The organism is Caulobacter sp. ALps2 (genome assembly GCF_058681635.1).
Map to the genome: position 1 here is coordinate 3,975,286 of NZ_CM178743.1, position 22,797 is coordinate 3,998,082.

General features: G+C 68.2%; 18 protein-coding genes and 2 pseudogenes. 14 read left to right on the plus strand and 6 right to left on the minus strand.

Annotation, left to right across the window (positions count from 1 at the left end; all coding sequences use genetic code 11):
• The 5 genes from ACW173_RS18820 (at nucleotide 1) to ACW173_RS18840 (ending at nucleotide 5,001) form a co-directional block, all read left to right on the plus strand.
• Nucleotides 1-1,452, plus strand: coding sequence for a YncE family protein (locus tag ACW173_RS18820; RefSeq protein WP_492081619.1), 1,452 nt, complete (start codon nucleotides 1-3; stop codon nucleotides 1,450-1,452).
• Between the two features lie 22 nt (nucleotides 1,453-1,474).
• Nucleotides 1,475-2,002, plus strand: coding sequence for an RNA polymerase sigma factor (locus ACW173_RS18825; protein ID WP_492081620.1), 528 nt, complete (start codon nucleotides 1,475-1,477; stop codon nucleotides 2,000-2,002).
• A complete protein-coding gene (locus tag ACW173_RS18830) occupies nucleotides 1,999-2,775 on the plus strand; it encodes an anti-sigma factor family protein (RefSeq protein ID WP_492081621.1) in 777 nt (258 codons plus the stop codon). The genes ACW173_RS18825 and ACW173_RS18830 overlap by 4 nt, the downstream gene beginning before the upstream one ends.
• 96 nt (nucleotides 2,776-2,871) lie before the next feature.
• Nucleotides 2,872-3,744 carry a LysR family transcriptional regulator gene (locus ACW173_RS18835; protein ID WP_492081622.1) on the plus strand — a complete coding sequence of 291 codons (873 nt, stop codon included), beginning with the start codon at nucleotides 2,872-2,874 and terminating at the stop codon, nucleotides 3,742-3,744.
• Nucleotides 3,745-3,855: 111 nt separating this feature from the next.
• Nucleotides 3,856-5,001: a TDT family transporter gene (locus ACW173_RS18840; protein WP_492081623.1), complete on the plus strand. Its 1,146-nt coding sequence runs from the start codon at nucleotides 3,856-3,858 to the stop codon at nucleotides 4,999-5,001.
• A gap of 392 nt (nucleotides 5,002-5,393) precedes the next feature.
• On the opposite strand, the gene ACW173_RS18845 is transcribed toward ACW173_RS18840, so the two are convergent.
• The gene (locus tag ACW173_RS18845; RefSeq protein ID WP_492081624.1) at nucleotides 5,394-6,227 is read right to left on the minus strand and encodes an oxidoreductase; all 834 of its coding nucleotides are present in this window, start codon (nucleotides 6,225-6,227) and stop codon (nucleotides 5,394-5,396) included.
• A 92-nt stretch (nucleotides 6,228-6,319) separates the two neighbouring features.
• Between ACW173_RS18845 and ACW173_RS18850 the strand changes: the two genes are divergently transcribed.
• Nucleotides 6,320-7,249, plus strand: coding sequence for a LysR family transcriptional regulator (locus ACW173_RS18850; RefSeq protein ID WP_492081625.1), 930 nt, complete (start codon nucleotides 6,320-6,322; stop codon nucleotides 7,247-7,249).
• Between the two features lie 87 nt (nucleotides 7,250-7,336).
• Here the strand turns inward: ACW173_RS18850 and ACW173_RS18855 are convergent, their stop codons facing one another.
• Nucleotides 7,337-8,791, minus strand: a complete 1,455-nt coding sequence (locus tag ACW173_RS18855) for an efflux transporter outer membrane subunit (protein ID WP_492081626.1) — start codon at nucleotides 8,789-8,791, stop codon at nucleotides 7,337-7,339.
• A 94-nt stretch (nucleotides 8,792-8,885) separates the two neighbouring features.
• On the opposite strand from ACW173_RS18855, the gene ACW173_RS18860 reads away from it, so the two are divergent.
• The 4 genes from ACW173_RS18860 (at nucleotide 8,886) to ACW173_RS18875 (ending at nucleotide 14,183) form a co-directional block, all read left to right on the plus strand.
• Nucleotides 8,886-9,509 carry a TetR/AcrR family transcriptional regulator gene (locus tag ACW173_RS18860; RefSeq protein WP_492086011.1) on the plus strand — a complete coding sequence of 208 codons (624 nt, stop codon included), beginning with the start codon at nucleotides 8,886-8,888 and terminating at the stop codon, nucleotides 9,507-9,509.
• 77 nt (nucleotides 9,510-9,586) lie between these two features.
• Nucleotides 9,587-10,678 (plus strand): efflux RND transporter periplasmic adaptor subunit, encoded by a 1,092-nt coding sequence (locus ACW173_RS18865; protein ID WP_492081627.1) that lies wholly within the window; start codon nucleotides 9,587-9,589, stop codon nucleotides 10,676-10,678.
• On the plus strand, nucleotides 10,675-13,767 hold the full coding sequence (locus ACW173_RS18870) for an efflux RND transporter permease subunit (protein ID WP_492081628.1): 3,093 nt from the start codon (nucleotides 10,675-10,677) through the stop codon (nucleotides 13,765-13,767). Before ACW173_RS18865 ends, ACW173_RS18870 begins: the two co-directional genes overlap by 4 nt.
• A gap of 275 nt (nucleotides 13,768-14,042) precedes the next feature.
• Nucleotides 14,043-14,183 (plus strand): hotdog domain-containing protein, encoded by a 141-nt coding sequence (locus ACW173_RS18875; RefSeq protein WP_492081629.1) that lies wholly within the window; start codon nucleotides 14,043-14,045, stop codon nucleotides 14,181-14,183.
• Here the strand turns inward: ACW173_RS18875 and ACW173_RS18880 are convergent.
• Nucleotides 14,180-14,611 carry a PAS domain-containing protein gene (locus tag ACW173_RS18880; RefSeq protein WP_492086012.1) on the minus strand — a complete coding sequence of 144 codons (432 nt, stop codon included), beginning with the start codon at nucleotides 14,609-14,611 and terminating at the stop codon, nucleotides 14,180-14,182. The genes ACW173_RS18875 and ACW173_RS18880 overlap by 4 nt on opposite strands.
• On the opposite strand from ACW173_RS18880, the pseudogene ACW173_RS18885 reads away from it, so the two are divergent.
• Together ACW173_RS18885 and ACW173_RS18890 are read left to right on the plus strand one after the other, a co-directional pair.
• Nucleotides 14,600-15,184, plus strand: a pseudogene (locus ACW173_RS18885) (methyl-accepting chemotaxis protein); the annotation flags it as partial. The gene ACW173_RS18880 and the pseudogene ACW173_RS18885 sit on opposite strands and share 12 nt — an antisense overlap.
• A gap of 23 nt (nucleotides 15,185-15,207) precedes the next feature.
• Nucleotides 15,208-15,672, plus strand: a complete 465-nt coding sequence (locus tag ACW173_RS18890) for a chemotaxis protein CheW (RefSeq protein ID WP_492081630.1) — start codon at nucleotides 15,208-15,210, stop codon at nucleotides 15,670-15,672.
• A 120-nt stretch (nucleotides 15,673-15,792) separates the two neighbouring features.
• Here ACW173_RS18890 and ACW173_RS18895 read toward each other — a convergent pair whose 3' ends face one another.
• The 3 genes and pseudogenes from ACW173_RS18895 to ACW173_RS18905 form a co-directional block, all read right to left on the minus strand.
• Nucleotides 15,793-17,295, minus strand: a complete 1,503-nt coding sequence (locus tag ACW173_RS18895) for a serine hydrolase (protein ID WP_492081631.1) — start codon at nucleotides 17,293-17,295, stop codon at nucleotides 15,793-15,795.
• 441 nt (nucleotides 17,296-17,736) lie between these two features.
• A complete protein-coding gene (locus ACW173_RS18900; protein WP_492081632.1) occupies nucleotides 17,737-18,438 on the minus strand; it encodes a hypothetical protein in 702 nt (233 codons plus the stop codon).
• A 310-nt stretch (nucleotides 18,439-18,748) separates the two neighbouring features.
• Nucleotides 18,749-18,914: pseudogene (locus ACW173_RS18905) on the minus strand (IS3 family transposase); the annotation flags it as partial.
• A 255-nt stretch (nucleotides 18,915-19,169) separates the two neighbouring features.
• Here ACW173_RS18905 and ACW173_RS18910 point away from each other — a divergent pair.
• Complete coding sequence (locus ACW173_RS18910) at nucleotides 19,170-20,708, plus strand: OpgD/OpgG family glucan biosynthesis protein (protein WP_492081633.1); 1,539 nt, start codon at nucleotides 19,170-19,172, stop codon at nucleotides 20,706-20,708.
• A gap of 73 nt (nucleotides 20,709-20,781) precedes the next feature.
• Nucleotides 20,782-22,782, plus strand: a complete 2,001-nt coding sequence (gene mdoH, locus ACW173_RS18915; protein WP_492081634.1) for a glucans biosynthesis glucosyltransferase MdoH — start codon at nucleotides 20,782-20,784, stop codon at nucleotides 22,780-22,782.
• Nucleotides 22,783-22,797 lie beyond the last annotated feature (15 nt).

Below are 22,797 nucleotides of genomic sequence, written 5' to 3' on the forward strand. Positions count from 1 at the left end.
ATGAAAACCGCTTCCTTCATGCTGTCGCTTTTCGCCGCCAGCGCCCTCTGCGCCGCCGCGTGGGCCGGGCAGGCTCCAGGCAAGGCCAGCGACGCCGACATCGCCATCAGCCACCGCGATCGCGTCTACGCCGCCGAGCAATTCTCCAACACCGTCTCGGTCACCGATCCGGTCGACAACAAGCTCCTGGGCGTGATCCGGCTGGGCGATCCGTCGCCGGGCAATTTCAGTCCGCTCTACAAGGGCCAGGTGCTGGTCCACGGCATGGGCTTCTCGCCCGACCACAAGACGCTCGCGGTGGTGTCGATCGGCTCCAACTCGGTGACCTTCATCGACACCGCCACCAACGCGGTCAAGCACACCACCTATGTCGGCCGCTCGCCCCACGAGGCCTTCTTCACGCCCGACGGCAAGGAGGTGTGGGTCACGGTGCGCGGCGAAAACTATCTGGCGGTGCTCGATGGCGCGACGTTCGAGGAAAAGGCCCGGATCATCACGCCGGCCGGCCCAGGCATGACCATCTTCTCGCCCGACGGCCAGTACGGCTATGTTTGCTCGTCGTTCAATCCCGAGACCGATGTGATCAGCGTCGCCGACCACAAGATCGTCGCCAAGGTGGTCCAGCCCAGCCCCTTCTGCCCCAACATCGCCGCCTCGCCGGATGGCCAGCAGGTGTGGTTTACCCTCAAGGACGTCGGCAAGGCGGTGGCCTTCAACGCTCGGCCGCCGTTCAACATCCTCAAGGTCATCGACACCGGTCCGATCACCAACCACGTCAATTTCATCCGCAACGCCAAAGGGCAGTTCGCCTATGTGACGGTCGGCGGTCTCAACCAGGTGCAGGTGTTCCGCACCGACGATTTCAGCAAGGTCGCGACCATCCCGGTTGGCAAGCTGCCGCACGGAATCTGGCCGTCGGGAGACGGGACGCGCGTCTATGTCGGCCTGGAGAACGCCGACGAATTGGCGGTGATCGACACGGCCGGCAACAAGGTGATCGCCAACGTGCCGATCGGCCAGGCGCCCCAGGCGCTGACCTATGTCCCCAACGCCGTCCCCGAGGGACCGGGGACCCAGAACTTGCAGCCGCTGGGCGTCGCCGGCCAGGCAGCCCACCTGACCCTGGCGGCGGTCGGCGGCCCGGCGGGCTCCACGCCGACCAGCGTCAGCCTGTTCGACCAGGGCCTGATCCAGGTCGTGCAGGCCTCGGTCACCGGCCTGACGCCCAAGTCCCCCTATGTGTTGGCCCTGTCGGACCAGGCCGACGGCGGCGGGGCGCTTCAGCCGCTGGCCAACTTCATGACCAATCCGGCCGGTTCGGCGATCGTCAACGCCATCGGCCCCATCCGGCAGTTGGTTCAGGCTGGCCAGCCGGACCAGCGACGCTACCTTGTGATCGCGGCCGGCGGCCCGGCGGGGCCGGGCGCGCCGGTGCAGGTGCAGGCTCTATGAGCCGACGGACCGGAGCGGCGCCATGGACGACATGATCCGCCTGATCGAGCCGTCGATTCCGAGCCTCCGCCGCTATGCGCGGTCGCTGGTGTCCGACCCGTCCGAGGCCGACGATCTCGTCCAGGATTGCCTGGAGCGCGCGATCGGCCGCTGGGGGCAGCGGCGCAAGACCAGCGATGCGCGAAGCTGGCTGTTCTCGATCCTGCACAATCTGGCGGTCAGTCGCTGGCGACAAATCCAGCGTCGAGGCCGGCATCTGGCGATCGACGGCGTGGCGGAGGCCGCTCTGTCCCTGCCCGCCAGTCAATCGGACGGAGTGCAGCACGCCGACCTGCTCCGAGCCTTGGCCGAGCTCACGCCCGACTATCGGGCGGTGATCCTGCTGGTCGGCGTCGAGGAATTGACCTACGCCCAGACGGCCGAGGTTCTGAGTGTTCCGATCGGCACGGTGATGTCACGGCTTTCCCGGGCCCGCGAGCGCCTGGCGCAATTGATCGCCGCCGATGCGGCCAGCCCTGTCCAACGCGCACACCTGCGGAGAATCAAATGAGCGCGTCACGCCCGATCAGCGAAGACGACCTGCAAGCCTATGTCGACCAGGTGCTGGACGCCGGCCGCCAGCAGGAGGTCGCCGACTATCTGCGGCTTCACCCCGAGGCGGCCCGCCGGATTGACGGCTATATCGCCCAGCGCGCCGCCCTGCGCGCCGCCCTGGCGCCGATCGCCGAGGAGCCGATCCCGCCGGAACTTGGGATACGCGCCTTGGCCGAAGCCCGGCGCGCCCGTCTGATCGCCTGGCGGCCGGCCGCGGCGGCCGCGATGATCCTCTGCCTGGGCGGCCTGGGCGGCTGGACGGCGCGCGCCGTCTTCGCCCCGCCGGTCAATGGCGTCGGCGCCCTGGCCCGCGAGGCCGCCGACAACTACCGCGTCTATGCGTCCGATCTGCATCGGCCCGTCGAGATCGGCTCGGCGCAAAAGGCCGACCTGGTCCGCTGGGTGTCGAACCGTCTGCGCAGCCCGGTCGCGGTCCCCGACCTGCAATCGGCCGGCTATCGCTTCATCGGCGGGCGCCTGGTGACGACGCCGCACGGTCCGGCGGCGATGTTCATTTACGACAGCGCGCAGGGTGAACGGCTAGCGGTGATGGTCCGGCCGATGAAGGTTGAAAAGGACACCGCCATGTCGGAGCAGACCGACCGTGGCCTGGACGGCGTCTCCTGGGCGACCGACGGGATCGGCTACAGTCTGGTCGCGCCGACGACGCCGAAATCCCTCCATCCCCTGGCCAACGAGGTGCGCCGGCAGGCCGAGGCCGTGATCTGATCGCGGGCTTGACGCCCCGATGACCAGGCTCGCCCCGCCGCCGGGCCCGGTCCGGCGCGCATGGACCTCGAGCCGGGCCGCGGGCTAGGGTTAGGCATGACCCTTGAGCAGCTCCGTATCTTCGTCGCGGTCGCCGAGCGGGCGCATGTGACGAAGGCGGCCCAGGCGCTCCACCTGACCCAGTCGGCGGTCAGCAGCGCGGTCACGGCGCTGGAAGCGCGTCATGGCGTGGCCCTGTTCGATCGGGTCGGGCGCTCCATCGTGCTCAACCCGGCCGGCGAAATCTTCCTGGTCGAGGCGCGGGCGGTCCTGGCCCGCGCGGCGGCGGCGGAAGCCGCGCTCGCCGATCTTGGCGACCTGTCGCGCGGGCGGTTGACGATCCACGCCAGCCAGACGATCGCCAGCTACTGGCTTCCGCCAAGGCTGGCCGCCTTTCACCGGACCTATCCTGGGATCGTGCTCGACATCGCCATCGGCAACACCGCCCAGGTCGCTCGCGCGGTGGAGGAAGGCGAGGCGGAACTGGGTTTCGTCGAGGGCGACGTCGATGCGGCGGCCTTGACCGTCCAGGTCGTCGATCACGACCGGTTGAGCCTGGTGGTCGGCCGGGACCATCCTTGGGCGGCGGCCCCATCCTCGGCGGCCCTGGACCTGACGTCGACGGCCTGGGTGCTGCGTGAGCCCGGCTCGGGAACGCGCGGCGCCTTCGAGGCGGCTCTGGGGCAGCGAGGGCTGACATTGGGCGGGCTGGATGTCGCCTTGGTGCTGCCGTCCAACGAGGCGGTGCGCACCGCCATCGAGGCCGGCGCGGGGGCGGCGGTCATGGCTCGCAGCGTCGCCGCCTCGGGCCTGACCAATGGCGCCCTTGTCGAAATCCCACTCGACCTGCCGCCGCGCGCCTACAGCCTGCTGCGTCACAAGGATCGCTACCGCGGCCGAGCGGCGGACGTCTTCCTGGCGCTGGGCTGATTGTTCGATTTTATCGAATGATTTGAGTTAAAAATCGTGTTGGAAGAGAACGGTCCTTGGCGTTCATAACCTCGGCGCGGGCGCTTGGTGCGCTCCCCAGGAGAGCGTCTCGTGTTCCAAGCCCAAACCCATTCCGTCTACAGGCTGGGGTCCCTGTCAAAGCTGGCCGGGCCCACCGAGGTCGTGCGCCAGTTCACGCCCAACTGGTTCGCCGCGACGATGGGCACGGGCATTCTGGCGCTCGCCTTGGCCCAGATCCCGGTCCAGCTGCCCGGACAGAAGGCGATCGCCCGGGGCCTGTGGATGTTCGACACCGGCCTGTTTGTTCTGTTCGCGAGCCTCTACGCGGCGCGCTGGATGTTCTATTTCGACGGCGCGCGGCGGATCTTCCGCCATGGTGTGATGTCGATGTCCCTGGGCTGCGTGCCCATGGGTCTGGCGACGATCATCAACGGTCTGCTGCTGTTTGGCGCGCCGCGCTGGGGCCATCAGGCAATCGTGATCGCCCAGGCGCTCTGGGGCCTGGACGCGCTGATGGCCCTGGCCTGTGGCCTTGCCGTTCCGTTCCTGATGTTCACCCGCCAGGACCATAGCCTGGAACAGATGACCGCGACCTGGCTGCTGCCGATCGTGGCCAGCGAGGTGGCGGCGGTCAGCGGCGGTCTTCTGGCGCCGCATCTGACGGCGGCGCCGGCCCTGGCGGTGCTGATCGCCAGCTATGGCCTGTGGGCCTGCTCGGTGCCCCTGGCCCTGGGCGTCCTGGTCATCCTGTTTCTGCGTCTGGCGCTGCACAAGCTACCGCCGGCCCACATGGCCGCGACCAGCTGGCTGGCCTTGGGGCCGATCGGCACCGGAGCGCTGGGCCTGCTGGTGACCGGCGCGGCCGCGCCGGCCATCCTCGCGGCCAACGGCCTTGGCGCCTATGGCGAGGCGGCGAGAGGGATCGGCCTGATCGGCGGGGTGCTGATGTGGGGTTATGGCCTGTGGTGGCTGGCCATGGCGACGATGATCACGCTGCGTCACCTGCGCGCCGGCCTGCCGTTCAATCTGGGTTGGTGGGCCTACACCTTTCCCCTGGGCGTCTATGCCGTGGCGACCCTGCGGCTGTCGACCTTGCTGCCGATCCCCATCCTGGCGGTCTTCGCCCAGGGCCTGGTCGCCGCCCTGGCCGTGCTCTGGCTGATCGTCGCGGCCTTGACCGCACGGGGCGTCTGGCGCGGCGAGCTCTTCGTTTCGCCTTGCCTGGCGCAAGACTGAGGGCGCTAGGTCCCTCAGCTTTCGGACCGGAGTCGTAGGTACTTGGTGGCTATGGGATGGGGAGAATGAATGGCGCGTTGGCGCCCTAACCCCAGTTCAGAGACAATTTCCCCGTTCGCGAGGTGGTGAACGACACAGCTCCCGTCGAGTGGATCGTTGAGGAATGGAACCCAGCAGTCGATGTCATCTTACCCTCCGATGTGCTCGCCACCGGGTCTCGCCCAGATCGCAGCACGATCGGCCTATCGGAGCCGAGCCAGGGTTACCCGAGGCCCACGGCATCAAGAGCCGACCTTGGATCAGGTCCAGGAACCCGACATTCCGCCTGGGGCCGTCGCGCGAGGGTCCTGATCAGCCGCGACGCCAGGCCGGCGCCGCGGCTGTATCTTCCCTCAAGCGTCCGGGAAGTCGGTGCTGATCGTAAGGTCCTCCCAAGTCCCGATCTCCGCCTCGACCGCCGCGAGCTTGGCGCGCGCCCGGCGCAAGGCGTCGGAGCCGAGCAGCAGGTGCAGCGGCGGATCGGGCGCGTCGACGATGCGCAGCAGGGCCTCGGCCGCGCGATCCGGATCGCCCAGTTGCTGGCCGGCCATCGACGAGAAGGCCGCGTTCGCCGCGCCGACCGTGGCGTCATAGCCCGCCGCGCGCGTCTCGCTCAGCCGGATCGAATGGGCCGAGAGGAAGTCCGTGCGGAAGGCGCCCGGCGCGACGGCGGTCAGCTTGACGCCCAGCGGCGCGACTTCCTGGTGCAGCGACGCCGTCATCCCCTCCAAGGCGTACTTCGCCGCGGCGTAGAGCGCCGAGGCCGCCCCCGGCGCCCGGCCGGCGATCGAGGTGATGTTGAGAATCCGCGCTTCCCCCTGCGCACGCAGTCTGGGCAAGGCCGCGCGAATGACCTTGAACGGCCCGAAGACGTCGGTGGCGAACAGCCGCTCGGCCTCCGCGTCCGTGGCGTCCTCCAGCGCCCCCAGCAGGCCGTAGCCGGCGTTGTTGACCACGATGTCCAACCTTCCACTGGCCAGGCGGAAGGCCTCGTCGACGGCGCGGTCGATGGCCGCGCCATCGGTGACATCCAGGATTAGGACGTGCAGCCTCCCCGGCCCTGCCTCGATCACCGGCGCGCCCGAGCGTACCGTGCCGACCACGGTGTCGCCCCGCGCCAGGACCGCCTGGGCCAGCGCGAGCCCCAGGCCGCGCGAGATCCCAGTGATGAACCAATGCTTCGTCATCGCATGCTCCTTGTCAGGCGTACCTTGTGCCCCCGCAGGCGCGACTTCAGAATAGAGCTATATCTTCGCGAGCTTATAAGGTGAGCTAAGCAATGACCCTGGATACCGACGCGATGCTGAGCGGCAGCGACTTCGCTCACCTGCGCGCTTTCGTGGCGGTGGCCCAGGCCCTGAGCTTTACCCGCGCCGCCGAGACCCTCGGGGTCACGCCCTCCGCCCTCAGCCAGGTGGTTCGGGTCTTCGAGGACCGGATCGGCGTTCGTCTGCTGAACCGCACCACCCGCAGCGTCTCGCTGACCGAAGCCGGCGAGAACCTGCTGCGCCGCGTCGCCCCGGCGGTGGTCGAGCTCAGCCAGGCCGTCGGCCAGGCCCGCCTCTACCAGGAGCGTCCATCGGGTACGGTACGGGTCCACGTGTTCCGCTCGGCCGCGGAGCTCTACGTCCAGCCGATCCTGCCCGCGTTCCACAGCGCCTTTCCGCAGGTCGTGCTGGACATCACGATCGACGACGAGGTCGTCGACACCGTGGCGGCGGGGTTCGACGCGGCGATCCGCATCGGCGAGGTTATCGAGCGCGACATGATCGCCGCGCCATTGGAGCCGCCCGTGCGGCAGATCCCGGTCGCCGCGCCAAGCTACCTCGCCGAACGCGACCTGCCGGTCCATCCGCGCGACCTGCTAGGCCACGACTGCATCCGCTGGCGCTGGCCGGGCCGCACCCAGCCCTATCGCTGGGAGTTCTTCGAAAATGGCGCCTGGTTCGAGGTCGAGGTCGACGGGCCGCTAATCGTCAACAGCAAGGACATGGCCCTGAAGGCCGCCATCGACGGCGTCGGCATCGCCTTCTCCGTCGAGCGCGCCGCCCGCCAGGCCATCGCCGATGGCCTGCTGGTCCCCATGCTGGAGCCCTGGTGCGAGCCCTTCCCGGGCCACCACCTTTGCTTTCCTCGTCAGCGCCAGATGAGCCCCGCCCTGCGCGCCTTCATCGATACGGTGCGCGAAGGCGTTTCGGCTACCGAATGAGATTGTCCGCGAGTGGCGAGGACGCGAGCTGACCTTGGAGCCACGCCAGACTCCGGACGTTCAATTGCTAACGCTGACGGCGGAGCGCTAACCGTCGCTCGCCCTGACCATTTGGTCCCAGCCGCCGCCCAAGGCTCGGAACGAACGAATGGAGGCGCGGGCCGCTTCCGCGCGGGCCTGGACCCTGGCGTCTCGCACCGACAGCAGGCGGGTATCGGCATCCAGCACCTCGATGAGACTAACGACGCCGGATTCATAGGCGAGCTTGGAAGCGTTCCTGGCCCGAACCAGCGACTCCTCACCCTCCGCCAGAACTCGCTCTTGGTCTTCGCGCTTGATCAGGCTGGAGAACGCGTTCTCTACGTCCTCGGTCGCGCGCAGGAGCGACTGCTGGTAGGCCGCGAGCGCCTCGGCCTTCTGACCGCGCGCGGCGCTAACCTCGGCGCCGACCCGCCCAAAGTCGAAAAGCCGCCAGCGAAGGCCCAGGAGGCCCTGGGCCTGGGAGGCAGGACTCTCAAAAAGGGCGCCGCTGCTGGTGGTGGCTGTGCCGACTAGGCCGCTCAATGAGAACTTCGGGAAATATTGCGACAGGGCCGAGCCGATCTGAGCGTTGCTCGCGCGAAGCCGCTGCTCGGCCACCACCAGGTCGGGACGCCGCAGCAGCAGGTCGGCCGGACCACCGGCCTCGGCCAGGCCCGGCGCGGCCGGGATCGGGGCCGCCACGGCCAGCTCGGCGCGATAGGTACCCGGCTGCGCGCCCAAGAGCACGTCCATGGCGTTGAGCGCCGCGTCCAGGCCTTCCTCGAGGGCGGGGATGCCGGCCTTGGTCTGCTGCAGGGCGCCGAGCGCCTGCTCGAGTTGAAGTTCGGCGGCGACGCCCTGCGCGCGCTGCAGGCGGACCGTCTCGACCAGCCGGCCTTGCGTCTCCACCTGCTGGCGGGCGACGGCCAACCTGGCCTGCAGGCCGCGGATCAGCATGTAGGTATCGGCGGTCTGGGCGGCGACCGCCAGCCGCGCCGCGGCGACGCCGGCCCGCGCGCCCTCGTATTGGGCGCGGGCCGCCTCCTGGTCGCGGCGCGAACCGCCGAACACGTCCAGCTCCCAGCCAGAGACGAAATTGGCCTCATAGAGCGCGCCGTCGCGATCGAAGTTGGGCGTGGCGGCCAGCAGCCGGCCGGTCGGCGTGTGGGTGGAGGCATGGGCCCGGGCTCCGCGCGCCTCGACCGAGGCCGACGGCAGCAGGGCGGCGGTCGCCGCGCCCAAGCCCGCCCGCGCCTGGATCACGCGGGCAGCGGCCTGCGTCAGGTCGAGGTTCTGGGCTAGGGCGCGGTCGACCATCTTGTCGAGCACGGGATCGTTGAAGCCGCGCCACCAAGCGTCGACCGGCGCGGCTGACTCGGGCCTCGCCAGAACGGCGCCCTGCCCCATGTAGGACGCTGGGGCGGTGATTTTCGGGGCCGCATAGTTGGGTCCGATCGCGCACCCGCCCAGCACGGCGACGCCGGCGAGCGCGGGAAGGGTCCGAAGGAAGACGGGGCGCATGGCAAACTTTCCGGGCATGACAGTTCGTTCGTGACCAAATTCCAATATCGTCAACAGTTTGTCAATCGTGGCGACCGATGTTAGCCTCCCAGCCATGAGCAATCTCGAACCCTCACCTTCAGCCGACGGCCAACGCGGCCCAGTCGAGCACGGCATTCGCGACCAGATCGTGGACGCGGCCGAGGCGCATTTCAGCCGCTATGGCTACGGCAAGACGACGGTCGCGGACCTCGCCAAGGCGATCGGATTCTCCAAGGCCTACATCTACAAGTTCTTCGACTCCAAGCAGGCGATCGGTCAGGCGATCTGCGTTCAATGCCTGGACAAGGTGCTTGCCGCGGGCGAGGCCGGAGTCGCCGAGGGCAAGACAGCCTCCGACAAATTGCGACGCTTTTTCAATGGAATAATCGGAACTAGCGCCGAGCTCTTTTTCCAAGACAAGCTACTTTACGACATCGCGGCCCACTCGGCCGAGGAACGCTGGCCCTCGGTGATCGCCTATCTGGCGCGAGCCGAAGCCATCCTTCGCGACATTATCCTGCTGGGCCGCGAGACGGGCGAGTTCGAGCGCAAGACCCCGATCGACGAGATCTGCGAGGCGATCTTGCTAGTTATGCAGAGCTTCATGAATCCACTGATGCTCAAGCACAATCTGGACGACCTGCCCGAAGCGCCGACCAAGGCCGTAAACCTGGTGCTCAGGAGTCTCGCACCCTGAGCGCAAAGTGACTAGTTGACAATTTAGTCACTCGCCATCAGCTTAAGCGCCTTCCGTCAAGGCAGGAGCCTTAAGCCATGTCGTCCCGAACCCTCGCCACCGCCCTGCTCCTGGCCGGCCTCACGCCGTTGGCCGCCTGTGGCGGCAAGGCCGACGCCAACGATCCGCGCACCCAGCCCCCGATCGTCCGGGCGGCGGTCGCGGGGCCGGCGGCCACCGGCGAGCGGCGGTTCAGCGGCGTTGTTTCGGCCCGCGTCCAGAGCGACCTGGGCTTTCGAGTCGCCGGCAAGGTGGTCGCCCGCCTGGTCGACGCCGGCCAGACGGTGCGTCGCGGCCAGCCGCTAATGCGCATCGACGCCGCCGACTACGCCCTGGCCGTCGCGGCCCAGAACGAGCTGGTCGAAGCCGCCCGCGCCCGCGCGGTGCAGGCGGCGTCGGAGGAGCGACGCTACCGGGGGCTGGTTTCAGCCGGCGCGGTTTCCGCGCTGGTCTACGACCAGACCAAGGCCGCCGCCGACGCGGCCCAAGCGCAACTGGCGGCGGCTCGGGCCCAGGCCCGCGTCTCGCGCAACACCGCCGGCTACGCGGTGCTGACCGCCGACGGCGACGGCGTGGTGATGGAGACCCTGGCCGAGCCCGGACAGGTCGTTGCCGCTGGCCAGCCCGTCGTGCGCCTGGCTCATGCCGGGCCGCGCGAGGCCACCATCACCTTGCCCGAGACCGTTCGCCCCGCGCTCGGCTCGACGGCGGACGCCTATGTCTTCACGGGCGCCAAGGCTGGCCGGGCGCGGCTTCGCCAGCTCTCGGACGCGGCCGACCCGCGCACCCGCACCTATGAGGCCAAGTACGTGTTGAGCGGCCCCGCCGCCCAGGCGCCGCTGGGCTCGACCATGGTCGTGGCCCTGCCCGGCCAAGCCGGCGGCGCGGCGGCGCGCGGCGTCGAGGCGCCGATCGGCGCCCTCTACGACCCCGGCAAGGGCCCGGGCGTCTGGGTCATCGACCCGCGCACCTCCACCGTCCAATGGCGCGCCGTGCAAGTGGCGTCGCTGGGGACCGAGACGGTGACGATCGCCAGCGGCCTGTCCGGCGGCGACCGCTTCGTGGCCTTGGGCGCCCACATGCTCCACCAGGGCCAGAAAGTCCGCGTCCAGACCGGAGCGGTCCAATGAATTTCAATCTCTCCGCCCTGGCGGTCCGCGAGCGCTCGATCACCCTGTTCCTGATCATCGCCGTGACCTTCGCGGGCGCCTTCGCCTTCATGAAACTGGGGCGCGCCGAAGACCCCAGCTTCTCGATCAAGGTCATGACCATCATCAGCGCCTGGCCCGGCGCCACGGCCCAGGAGATGCAGGACCAGGTCGCCGAGCCGCTCGAAAAGCGCCTGCAAGAGCTGAAGTGGTACGATCGGTCCGAGACCTTCACGCGGCCGGGCATGGCCTTCACGACCCTGACGCTGAAGGATCAGATCCCGCCCAAGGAGGTTCCCGAGCAGTTCTACCAGACCCGCAAGAAGATGAGCGACGAAGCGGCCAATCTTCCGCGCGGCGTCCTGGGTCCGTTCGTCAATGACGAGTACGGCGACGTCACCTTCGCCCTCTACGCCCTCAAGGCCAAGGGCGAGCCTCACCGCCAGCTGGTGCGCCAGGCCGAGACGCTGCGCCAGCGACTACTGCACGTCCCGGGCGTCAAGAAGGTGATGATCATCGGCGAGCAGCCGCAGAAGATCTTCGTGGAGTTCTCGCAGGCGCGCCTGGCGACGCTGGGCGTGAATCCCCGAGACCTCTTCGCCGGCCTCAACGACCAAAACCTCGTCACCCCGGGCGGCTCGATCGAGACCCAGGGACCGCAGGTGCAGATCCGCCTGGACGGCGCGCTCGACGATCTGGAGAAAATCCGCCAGACGCCGATCGTGGTCGGCGGCCGCACGCTCAAGCTGGCCGACATCGCCGAGGTCAAGCGCGGCTACCAGGACCCCGCCACCTTCCTGATCCGCAGTGACGGCGAGCCGGCCATCGAGCTCGGGGTGGTGATGAAGGATCGCTACAACGGGCTGGAGCTCGGCAAGAGCCTCGAGAAGGAAGCCAAGGCCATCTCCGCGGAGATGCCGCTGGGCATGACCTTCGCCAAGGTCACCGATCAATCGGTGAACATCGAGGAAGCCTATGACGAGTTCATGCTCAAGTTCTTCGTGGCGCTCGCGGTCGTCATCGTCGTCAGCCTTGTCAGCCTGGGCTTCCGGGTCGGGCTGGTGGTGGCCATGGCCGTTCCGCTGACCCTGGCGGGCGTGTTCGTGATCATGCTGGTCACCGGCCGCGACTTCGACCGCATCACGCTGGGCGCGCTGATCCTGTCTCTGGGGCTGCTCGTCGACGACGCCATCATCATCATCGAGACGATTGTCGTGAAGATGGAGGAAGGTAAGGATCGGATCTCGGCGGCGACCTATGCCTGGGGCCACACCGCCGCGCCGATGCTGGCCGGCACGCTGGTGACGATCATCGGCCTGATGCCGGTGGGCTTCGCCAAGTCCACGGCCGGCGAGTATGCCGGCAACATCTTCTGGGTCGTGGCCTTCGCCTTGATCACCTCGTGGTTCGTGGCGGTGATCTTCACGCCCTATCTGGGCGTGCTGATGATCCCCAAGATCAAGCCGGTCGAGGGCGGGCACGCGGGGATCTACGACACGCCCCGCTATCGGCGCCTGCGTTCGATGGTCACCTGGACCGTGGACAACCGCTTCAAGGTGGCCGCCAGCGTCGGCGTGGCGATGGTGATCGCCGTGCTGATGATGGGCGGGACCAAGAAGCAGTTCTTCCCCATCTCCGATCGGCCAGAAGTGCTGATCGAGGTGCAGATGCCCGAAGGTGAGAGCATCGCCTCGACCAGCCAGGCGGTGGAGAAGGTCGAGGCCTGGCTGCGCCAGCAGCCCGAAGCCAAGATCGTCACCAGCTATGTCGGCCAGGGCGCGCCGCGGTTCTTCCTGGCCATCTCGCCGGAGCTGCCCGATCCGTCCTTCGCCAAGATCGTCGTGCTGACACCCGACCAGAAGGCCCGCGAGGTGCTCAAACGTCGTCTTCGCCAGTTCGCGGCGAGCGGAACCGTGCCCGGCGCCAGGATCCGCGCCACCCAAATCGTGTTTGGTCCGCCCTCGCCCTTCCCCGTGGCCTTCCGCGTCATGGGCCCCGAAGCCGCGCGCGTTCGCCAGATCGCCGAGCAGGTCCGCACGGTGATGCTGCGCAACGAGGGTCTTCGCCAAGTCAACACCGACTGGGGCGAGCGCATGCCGACGGTCCACTTCGTACTCGATCAGGATCGCCTGCGGGCCTTTGGCCTGAGCTCGAGCGATGCGTCGCTGCAGCTTCAGTTTCTGCTGACCGGCGTGCCCGTGACCCAGGTGCGCGAGGACATCCGCTCGGTCGAGATCGTGGCCCGCACCACCGGCGCCGACCGTCTCGATCCGGCCAGGCTCGGCGCCTTCACCCTGGTCGGGGCCTCGGGCGAGCGCATCCCGCTCGACCAGATCGGACGGGCCGAAGTGCGCATGGAAGATCCCATCCTGCGCCGCCGCGACCGGCTGACAACGATCACCGTGCGCGGCGATATCGACGAGCGACTGCAGCCGCCGGACGTCTCCAGCCAGGTGATGAAGGACCTCAAGCCGATTATCGCGACCCTTCCGGCCGGCTACAGGATCGAGATGGGCGGCTCCATTGAGGAGGCCGGCAAGGCCAATGTCGCCCTGGCCGCGATCTTCCCGCTGATGTTCATCCTGATGATGGTGGTGATCATCTTCCAAGTGCGCTCGCTGTCGGCGATGTTCATGGTGCTGCTGACCGCGCCGCTGGCCCTGGTCGGGGTCGCGCCGACCTTACTGATCTTCCACCAGCCGTTCGGGTTCAACGCCATCCTCGGCCTGATCGGCCTGGCCGGCATCATCATGCGCAACAGCCTGATCCTGATCGGCCAGATCCATCACAATCAGGACGAGGGCCTGGACCCGTTCCACGCCGTCATCGAGGCGACGGTGCAACGGGCCAGGCCGGTGATCCTCACCGCCCTGGCCGCGATCTTCGCCTTCATTCCGCTGACCTTCTCGGTGTTCTGGTCCTCGATGGCCTACACCCTAATCGGCGGGACGATTGGCGGGACCATCCTGACCCTCGTCTTCCTGCCGGCGCTCTACGCGATGTGGTTTAGGATCAAGGATCCTGGGCTCGACGCGGCCAAGGGCGATGGGCCGAAACAGCTGGCGACCTGACCTGCCGGACCCACCGCCGCCCTGCATCCCGTCGCCTCGACCTGGAGTCTGACCCTGAGCGTTCCTGAAATCACTCTGGCTGACCAGCTCGCGCCAGGCATCTCCGGGCTGGAGCAAATTCAGGCGATGATCGCCGCTGGTGGGCGCCCGCCCATCGGCGACACCCTGGAGTTTTCCCTAACCGAAGCCGGCGACGGCTGGGCGACCTTCGAGGGTCTGCCCGGCCGCCGCCCTACAATCCGATCGGCACGGTGCATGGCGGCTAGGCGGCGACATTGCTCGACGCCGCCTGCGGCCGCGCGGTGCACTCCAAGCTCAACGCGAAGCAAGCCTTCACGACCCTGGAGCTGAAGGTGTCCTATCACCGGCCCCTCACCGAGCCGATGGACGCTCTGGGCTTGGCTGGGCTCGCCTAGACCTCACCAAGCCTGGAACGTCGCCCAGGCCGTCGCCTGACTTCACGCTCCAACGCCACGGCGTTGACCAAAACACCATCCCTATCGAGAATCGGGAAGACCTCGACCTCACACCGGTAGGCCTCGCCTGACTTGCGATAGTTGACCAAGGCGACCTTCAGCCGCTTTCCGGCGCGCAGGGCGCGCAGGGCGCGCAGGGCGCGCAGGGCGCGCGACAGCGCGCGGCGTGTCGCAAGACTGGTCTTCTCGCCTTGGAGCAGTCGAGGCGTCCGCCCCACCAGTTCCGCCCCCGGATAACCCGTCATGCGCTCGAAGGCGCCGTTGACGTACAGGATGGTCGGGCCCGGATGCGAAAGCTCGCCATCCGTGACAACCACCGCCGTCTCCGAGTCGGCTGTCAGGACGGCCAATAGATCTTCCAAACCCATACTCACGCCACCACCGGTGTCGAAGCCGCGCGCGCGGGCGAAGCCGGACGCGGCTTTGCCGTCGTCGCCCAAGAGGTCCGGGCCTTGGCGCAGCGTTCGGCCGAGGCGGCCAAGGAGATCAAGACCTTGATCGCCAGCAGCACGGCGCAGGTCGAACGCCGCGTCAGGCTCGTCGGCGACACCGGCCAAGCGCTGACGGGAATCGTGACCAAGATCGCCGAGATCGATGTCTTGATCTCCGAGATCGCCACCTCGTCGCAGGAACAAGCCACCGGCCTCAATGAGGTCAACACCGCCGTCAATCAGATGGATCAGGTCACTCAGCAGAACGCCGCCAGGGTCGAGGAAGTCACCGCCGCGGCCGCCAATCTGAAGACCGAATCCGCCGAGCTGGCCTCGCTGGTCGCGCGCTTCCAGACCGGCGCGCCCGCCGCGCGGATCGAACGCGCGCAGCCTGGCCGTCACGCCCCAGCCCCCCGCCCCGTGGCGCGGGCCCAGGCCAAGATCGCCGCCTTCGCGCGTCCCGGCGGCGGCGGCGCGCAGGCGGCGGCGCAGTCCTGGGAAGAATTCTGATCCGCGCGAAGGGAGATGGCCCAATGCTGAACGATGGCGGCCTGCCCAGCGCCGGGCAACTAGAACTGATCTCCTTTGAGATCGGCGGCCAGGAGTTCTGTATCGATATCCGCAGCGTGAGAGAGATCCGGGGTTGGACCGCGGCGACGCCGATGCCGCACACGCCAAGCTACGTGCTCGGGGTCATTAATCTTCGGGGTGCGGTGATGCCGGTCATCGATCTGCGCTGCCGGTTAGGTTTGAGCATGACCGAAGTCTCGTCGCGCCATGTCATCGTCGTGATCCAGCACGGCGCGCAGTTGGCGGGCGTGCTCGTCGACGGCGTCCAGGAAACCTTCCAGGTGGACGCCAGCGTGCTGCAAGAGCCGCCTCACATCGAAACCACGTCATCGGACCTTTTCGTCGACGCGATTATTCCGATCGGGGATCGCTTGCTCAGCCGGCTCGTCGTTGGCGCGCTTCTCCCGGCGCAGCATATCGCGGCGTAAAGACGACTCTATCGCATCGCTCAATAGCGCCATTTGCCCCCGCAGGCGCGCCGCCGGATGCCAAACCTCGGCGCCGACGCTGATGACCAGGTACGCCCCAAGCGGCCTTGGGTCAGCGCGCTACCGCCGGGCATATGTCTGGCCGTCGTAGACGAGCTTGCCGGGAGCCTCGAAGCGAACGATTTGCCCCGTGAGCGGGATCAACTCGACCCGAACGCTCTCCTGATCGGTGGCGGCCTCGGCCAACGAGGACATCGGCCCCACCTTCACGACCATGCGGCCCTCCTTCTCGGCGATGTCGATGCGCCCCATGGCCGGATTCTCGTACGCGCCGACATAGGTTCTCATTGGGCGTTTCAGCGACCAGGGCCGCGCGGCGCGTTCGATCCGGCTCGCCGCCAGGCCTCCGCGTCGCTTGTCCAGGCGTTCCACCAGCGCCGCCAATTCGTTGTCGTAGTAGGCTTCAAGGTCGGGCCGACCAGCAAAACGGTCGTAGGCATAGTTCGCCACCAGATCGACTAGCTCTCCGGCCAGCGCGTCCTCGTTGGCCATCACCGCAACGCCCAGTCCACGCTCCGGCATCAAGGAGACGTGCGTCCGCGATCCAGCGAAGTTGCCGAAATGGTGGATCAGCACCGCCTCGCCATAGCGCCCCGTCTGCCAGCCCAGGCCATAACCATCGCGCAGATAGTGGCCGAACTTGGCCTGTTGGGCGATCAGCGACCGGTGGGTGGAGGCGACGAGGCCGGATGGAAACGCGCGACGGCCATCCACGACGCCGTCGTTCAGCTGGATTTCCAGCCACCGGGCCATATCGCGCGCGGTCGAGACCAGACCGCCGGCTGATTGCATGGTGGCGTCGGTCTTCTGTAGAGCGCTTGGCGCCATGCGCTCGTCCGGCCCCGGTGTGTGGCCGACCGCGATCAGCATCGTGCGCCGCGCCCGGTCGATCCGGGCCGTGGTGTGGCGCATCCCGACCGGCCCCAGAACTTCCTTGTCGACCATCGTTCGCCAGTCGCGGCCGAAGCGGTCCTCGATCAGTGTGGTGGCCAGGTTGTAGCCGGTGTTCGCGTAGCGGAACGTTCCGTACGGCCGGCCACGGCGCGTATCCGCCAGCAAATGGATCATGATCCTGGGCGTGCTCGCGCCCGAATAGGCCGCCCGGAAGGTGATCGGCGCGTTCTCGAGGCCCGAGCGATGGCTCAGCAGATCGTTCAGGCTGATGGAAGCGGCCAGGTCGGCCGGCAACGGACTCTTGCCGATCCAGGTGTTGAGAGGCGCCTCAAGGCTGAACATCCCGCGCTCGGCCATGGCGGCGATCGAGAGCGCGGTGAACGCCTTGGTCGATGAGGCGATGTAGAATCCCGTGTCCGCATCGACGGTCTTGCCCGACCGCAGGTCGGCCACGCCATAGCCGGCGGTCATCACGACATCGGGCCCTTTGACCACCGTCACGGAGAGACCGGGCACGACCCCGACTCTGGCCAGCGCCTTGCGCGCGAACGCGTCGATGTCTTCGGCTTCGGGCCGGACGCCTTCGACGACGCGTGGAGCGGCCTGGCAAGGCATCGCGGCGAGCGCGAAGACCAAAAACGCGGCGTAAAGCGCCCTCAGCGTGATCATGCGGCAGGCCTCGTGGCGAGCGCCGCCCCCTCGACCATGGCCTTGCGGCGCGTTCGGCGGGCCCGGCCTGGCGCGTGAGGTGTCAGCTCCCCCGCGATAGCCGGGCGAAGCGGACAAGATGGTATGGATGGACATGCTGTGAGCCTCCCCAGGTTAGAGGCTCGGGCGGTGGCGTTTGGAGGCGCGCGCCGGAGAAATTTCTCCGATCCTGGTTTTCGAACGACCAGACAGCGGCCCTCGGCTTGGCGGAACGCCACGCCAAACTGGGCGAAGCAGGCCCAGGGCGTCCCGGAACCCGTCCGAACTTAACCCCGGTCGCTATCCCCCGAAGCCATCGCGCGCGAACAAGGCGTCGGCGCGAATGGGACGATCGTCTGGAGCGGTCGCCATCGCCGCCATCGGCCTTGCTGTCGCGCTGAAGCGCTTGGTCCTCACGACAGCCTAGGACGTGACCCGCACGCCGCTGAAATGGGCAAGCGTGCCGGGGCCGATCCAGAGCGCCACGGCGCCCTTGGCGTTGGCGCCGTGCTTTAGGTCGCCGACGATCAGGGTCGGCTGTTCGGCGCCGTCGACATGTAGCTGGGCCTTGGGTCCCGCCACCACGATCCGCACATGCGTCCACCGACCCGGTTCGAGATCGACATAGGTCTCGTACTTGGCCGGGGCTTCGGCGCGCAGCCGCTCCCAGGGGTGGTCGGGGTGCGAGATGTACTGGACGGCATGGTTGCGGCGCAGCTGGTCGTCGGCCCGGCCGTTGGTCGGACGCAGATAGATGGCCTCCAGCTTGGCCTCGTCGCGCACCCGGAAGGCCACGCCCACGAAGCCTCGCGCCGTGGCGCTAGCCGTAGCGCTCGGGGCGCCGCTGATCCAGGCCTCGATGAGGCCGTCGCCGAAGGCGGGCGTGTCCAGCACCACCAGCCGATCGAGCCCCGGGGTGTTTTCCAACGCCGAGGCGCGCAGGGCGGGACGGCCCTGATAGTCCGTCCGCGCCGTCTCGACGCCGATGGCCCGGATCGCTCCGGTCTCCAGTCCTGTCCTGACGTCGACCCGTGGCGCGGCGAGGGCCGCCGGGGAACGGGCCGAGGCCATCGTCAGCACGGCGCCGCCGATCGCGGTCCGACGAGTTTGAGCATTGCCGGACATTGAAGGCTCTTCGCAGTGGGACGACGCCACCTTCATCGCCACCCATGGCCGGATCAAGGCCATGCTTGGTGGGTCTCTAAGATGTAGCTTGCGGTCCCGGCCCAAGGCCGCGGCGAGTTCGGATCGCTGGCCTTCTTGGCGCACGAGCCGCGCGGCCAGGATCTTGAACGCGAAGGCCGTGAGTAGCAGGACCACCCCATAGGTGGCGACGGGGACCCGCTGGAAATGGGTTGCTCCATCCAGGCCGTTGCGAAGGGAATGATGGACAGCCTGAACCGCCCCGGGTTTGCCGGAGGCCATTTGGTTTGGGTCATTCGGCCATAGCGGACGGCGTGAGCGCGGCATGGTAGGCGGCCTCGGCTTCGGCGGGCGGGATATCGCCGATGGGCTCGAGGAGCCCGCGTGGCGTACTCGACGGCCTCGTAGGAGCGCCAAGGGCCGCGCCGGTGGATGACCTCGGCCTTGTAGAGGCCGTGCCTTCAGTCCCCAGGACCCTGGCCATGGTCGCGTCGAACGCGCTTTTCTATTTTTCTTGGCCAGCGTCTTCCTGGCGCCGCTGACCATTCTGCTTCGTAGGGCTCGGTGTGTAAGCTAGCGTCAATGAATGGCCACACAGCGAAACAGCAAAGCGCTCTGCCTGCGGCTAATCTCTGCTGCGATCCCGTTGAACCATTTCGGCCTCAAGTCTCCTTTATCCGCGCGCCGAGTCGGTACTCGCCCGAGGTTTTCCATTGCCCCTGTTTGATCGCCGCGCCGCCCTGACGCTCCTCGCCGGCGGCGCCGTCGCCGCGAACCTGTCGCCCGCGCGAGCCGATGCGCGCCCCGCGACCTGCTCCTTCGACACCGTGCGAGCGCGCGCGAGCGCCCTGGCCGACCGTCCTTACGTCGCCCCGCCGCCGCCGCCGCCCGAGGTCGCGGCCATGGACTATGACGCCGTCCAGGCGGTCGGGTTCTATCGTGAGAAGATCCCCCTCTGGGGCGACGACTGGGGCATCGAGTTCTTTCCGCTCAGCCGGGGCGTCGCCAAGACCGTGGCCTTCAACCTGGTCGAGAACGGCCGCGCCACGCCCCTCGTCTACGACCCGACCATGCTCTCTTCGCCGGTGGGCAGTCCGGTCCGAGCCTTGCCGGCAAAGGCGGGCTTTTCCGGCTTCCGCGCCATCAGCCGCGACGACCGCGGCGAGTGGCTGGTCTTCCATGGCGCATCCTATTTCCGGTCCCCTGCCCCTTTCGGCCAGTACGGCTTGTCGGCGCGCGCCATCGCGGCCGACACCTACGCCATCCAGCCCGAGGAGTTTCCGGACTGGCGAGAAGTCTGGCTTGAACGCGACGCCGCTGGCCGCCTGGTCATCCATGCTCTGATGGAGAGTCCGGGGATCGTCGGCGCATACAAGTTCGTCAACGACCGCGAAGGCCTGGCGCTGACCCAGACCGTTCAGGCCAGCGTCTTCTTCAGACGGGCCTTTGACCAGATGGGCTTCGCGCCCCTAACCAGCATGTTCTGGTACGGCGAGGACCGCGCTGGCCCGGCCCCGGACTGGCGCCCCGAGATCCACGATTCCGACGGCTTGGCGATCTGGACCGGCGCGGGCGAGCGTCTATGGCGGCCGCTCTCCAACCCCAGCCGCGTCGTCACCAGCGTCTTCAGCGACGAGACCCCCAAGGGTTTCGGCCTGATCCAGCGCGACCGCGACTTCGAGCATTATCACGACGACCAGGCCAAGGCCGAGCGCCGCCCCAGCGTCTGGGTCGAGCCGATCGGGGATTGGGGCAAGGGCTCGGTGCGCCTGGTCGAGATCCCCACCAGCAGCGAGACCGACGACAACATCGTCGCCTTCTGGACGCCGGACGAACCGGTGAAGGCGGGCGGCAAGGTTGAGCTGAGCTATCGCCTGCACTGGACGGCGGAGGCGCCGGACACCGACCTGGCGCGGGTCGTGGCCACGCGCTCGGGCCGGCCGGGCGAACCCGGCCGTCAGGCCGCCGCCCAAGGCCGCAAGATCGCGGTCGAGTTCCGTGGCGCGAACCTCTTGGCGCTGCGCACGGCCATCGATATCGAGGCCGACGTCACCGCCCGCAACGGCCAGATCCGGCTGCTGTCCCACTATCCGGGCGCGCGCCACGAGGCCGAGACCGACGCCCTGTGGCGGGTCACCTTCGACGTGGTCTGCGATGCCGCCGAACCAGCCGATGTGCGCGTCGTCTTGCGGCAACATGGGCGCCCGATAAGCGAAACCTGGACGGCGCTGATTTTTCCGCCAGCGCCGTGAAACCAACCCGGCCTTCGCGAGCTTGGCCTCTCCGAGATCAACGGCGACCCGCCTCCCCCGAACGAAGAGTGTAGTGGCTTTGTTGTCTTCCCTGCGGCGCAGAACCGCCCGCCCCCATCCCGCGCCGCCACAGGCCCAGACGCCGCCCCCGAGAACGGCCGTCGCCGCGACGGGGCCGTTCGCCGAATGGGTCCCGGCCGAAAAGCCCCTGGCCATGCCCGCCCAGTCGTTGCGGACGGGACAGTTGGCCCGGCTGACCGGCGAGAATATCGCGGGACGCCGCGCGTTCCTGCTGTTCGGCTCGGCGGCGCTGACCGGGGTGGCGGCCGTCATCACGGCGCTGCTGTTCTCGCCCAACGGGCTGAGCCTGGTCGACGGGATTGCCTTCAGTCTGTTCGTGCTGCTATTCGCCTGGGTGGCCTTCGCCTTCATGAGCGCCATCGGCGGCTTTTGGACCTGCTGGCGCGGCGCGGAGGGGCGCGAGCAGCCCCAGCCGGTGATCCTGACCCGCACCGCCCTATTGGCGCCAACCTATAACGAGGATCCAGGCCGCATCCTGGCCGCCATCCAGGCCATGTACGAGGAGCTGGACCAGCGCGAGGTGGCCGAACTCTACGACTTCTTCGTGCTCAGCGACACGCGCGTCGAGGCGGTGGCGCGTGAAGAGGCCGTGGGCGTGCTGCGGCTGCGCGCCCGGCTGGGCCCCAAGGCGCGGATCTTCTATCGCCGCCGCGAGAAGAACACCGACCGCAAGGCCGGCAACATCGCCGAATGGGTCGAGCGCTTCGGCGGGGCCTACGAGCAGATGCTGATCCTGGACGCCGACAGCCTGATGACCGGCGACACCGTCATCCGGCTGACCGCCCGCATGGAACGCGACCCGAAGCTGGGTTTGCTGCAGACCTCGCCCTCGATCATCAACGGCGAAACGCCCTTCGCCCGCCTGCAGCAGTTCGCCTCGCGCGCCTACGGCTCGATGCTGGCGGCCGGCCAGGACTGGTGGTCGGGGTCGGAGGGCAACTACTGGGGCCACAACGCCATCATCCGCACACGGGCCTTCGCCGAGCAGGCGGGGCTGCCGCATCTGCCGGGACCGCGTCCGTTCGGCGGCCACATCATGAGCCACGACTTCGTCGAAGCGGCCTTGATGCGTCGGGGCGGTTGGAAGATCGGCCTCGCGACCGACCTACACGGCAGCTACGAGGAAACCCCGCCGACCATCCTCGACATGGCCATCCGCGACCGCCGCTGGTGCCAGGGCAACCTGCAGCACCTGGGCGTGATCGGGGCCAAGGGGCTGCACTGGATCAGCCGCCTGCACCTGCTGCGCGGCGTTCTGTCCTACGCCACCTCGCCGCTGTGGCTTTTCCTGCTGATCGCCGGGGCCGGCGTCTGGATGGAGCAAGGCGGTCCCTCGATGCTGATCCGCGCCGACGCCGCGGCCTGGCTGTTCGGCCTGACCATGGCGCTGCTGATCGCTCCGAAGCTGATGGCGGGAGCGCTGATCCTGCGCGGCCGCACCCAACGCAAGGCGTTCGGCGGCGGCTATCGTTTCGTCGTCAGCATGCTGATGGAGGTCGTGCTGTCGGCCCTGGTCGCGCCCGTCTTGATGCTGATGCAGAGCGTATCGGTGTTGCAGGTGCTGCTGGGCCGCGACGCCGGCTGGGCGACGCAACAGCGTGACCCCGGCCGCCTGACCCGCCGCGAGGCCTGGCGCGTTCACCGCGCGCACATGGGCATTGGCGGCGTCGCCGCGGTCCTGGTCTTCACGCTGGATCCAGTAATGTTCTGGTGGTCCAGCCCGGTCTATCTGGGCCTGATCTTTTCGGCGCCGTTGGCCCTCTTCCTGTCGCAGCCCCACATCGGCGACTTTCTGGGTCTGTTCCAGACGCCGGAGGAGCGCCGCCCGCCGCGGGTGGCGTTGCGGGCCGCGGAGCTACGCGCGGCCTATGATCGCGAGGCGCCGGTCCGTGCGGCGATCGAGAAGCAGCTGCGAGAGCCCGCGATGGTGTACGGTTTCGACGCCATCCACACCCGATCGCGGGCCAATATCGCCTCAAGCCGAGCATGCTGAGGCGCAAGGGGGGCG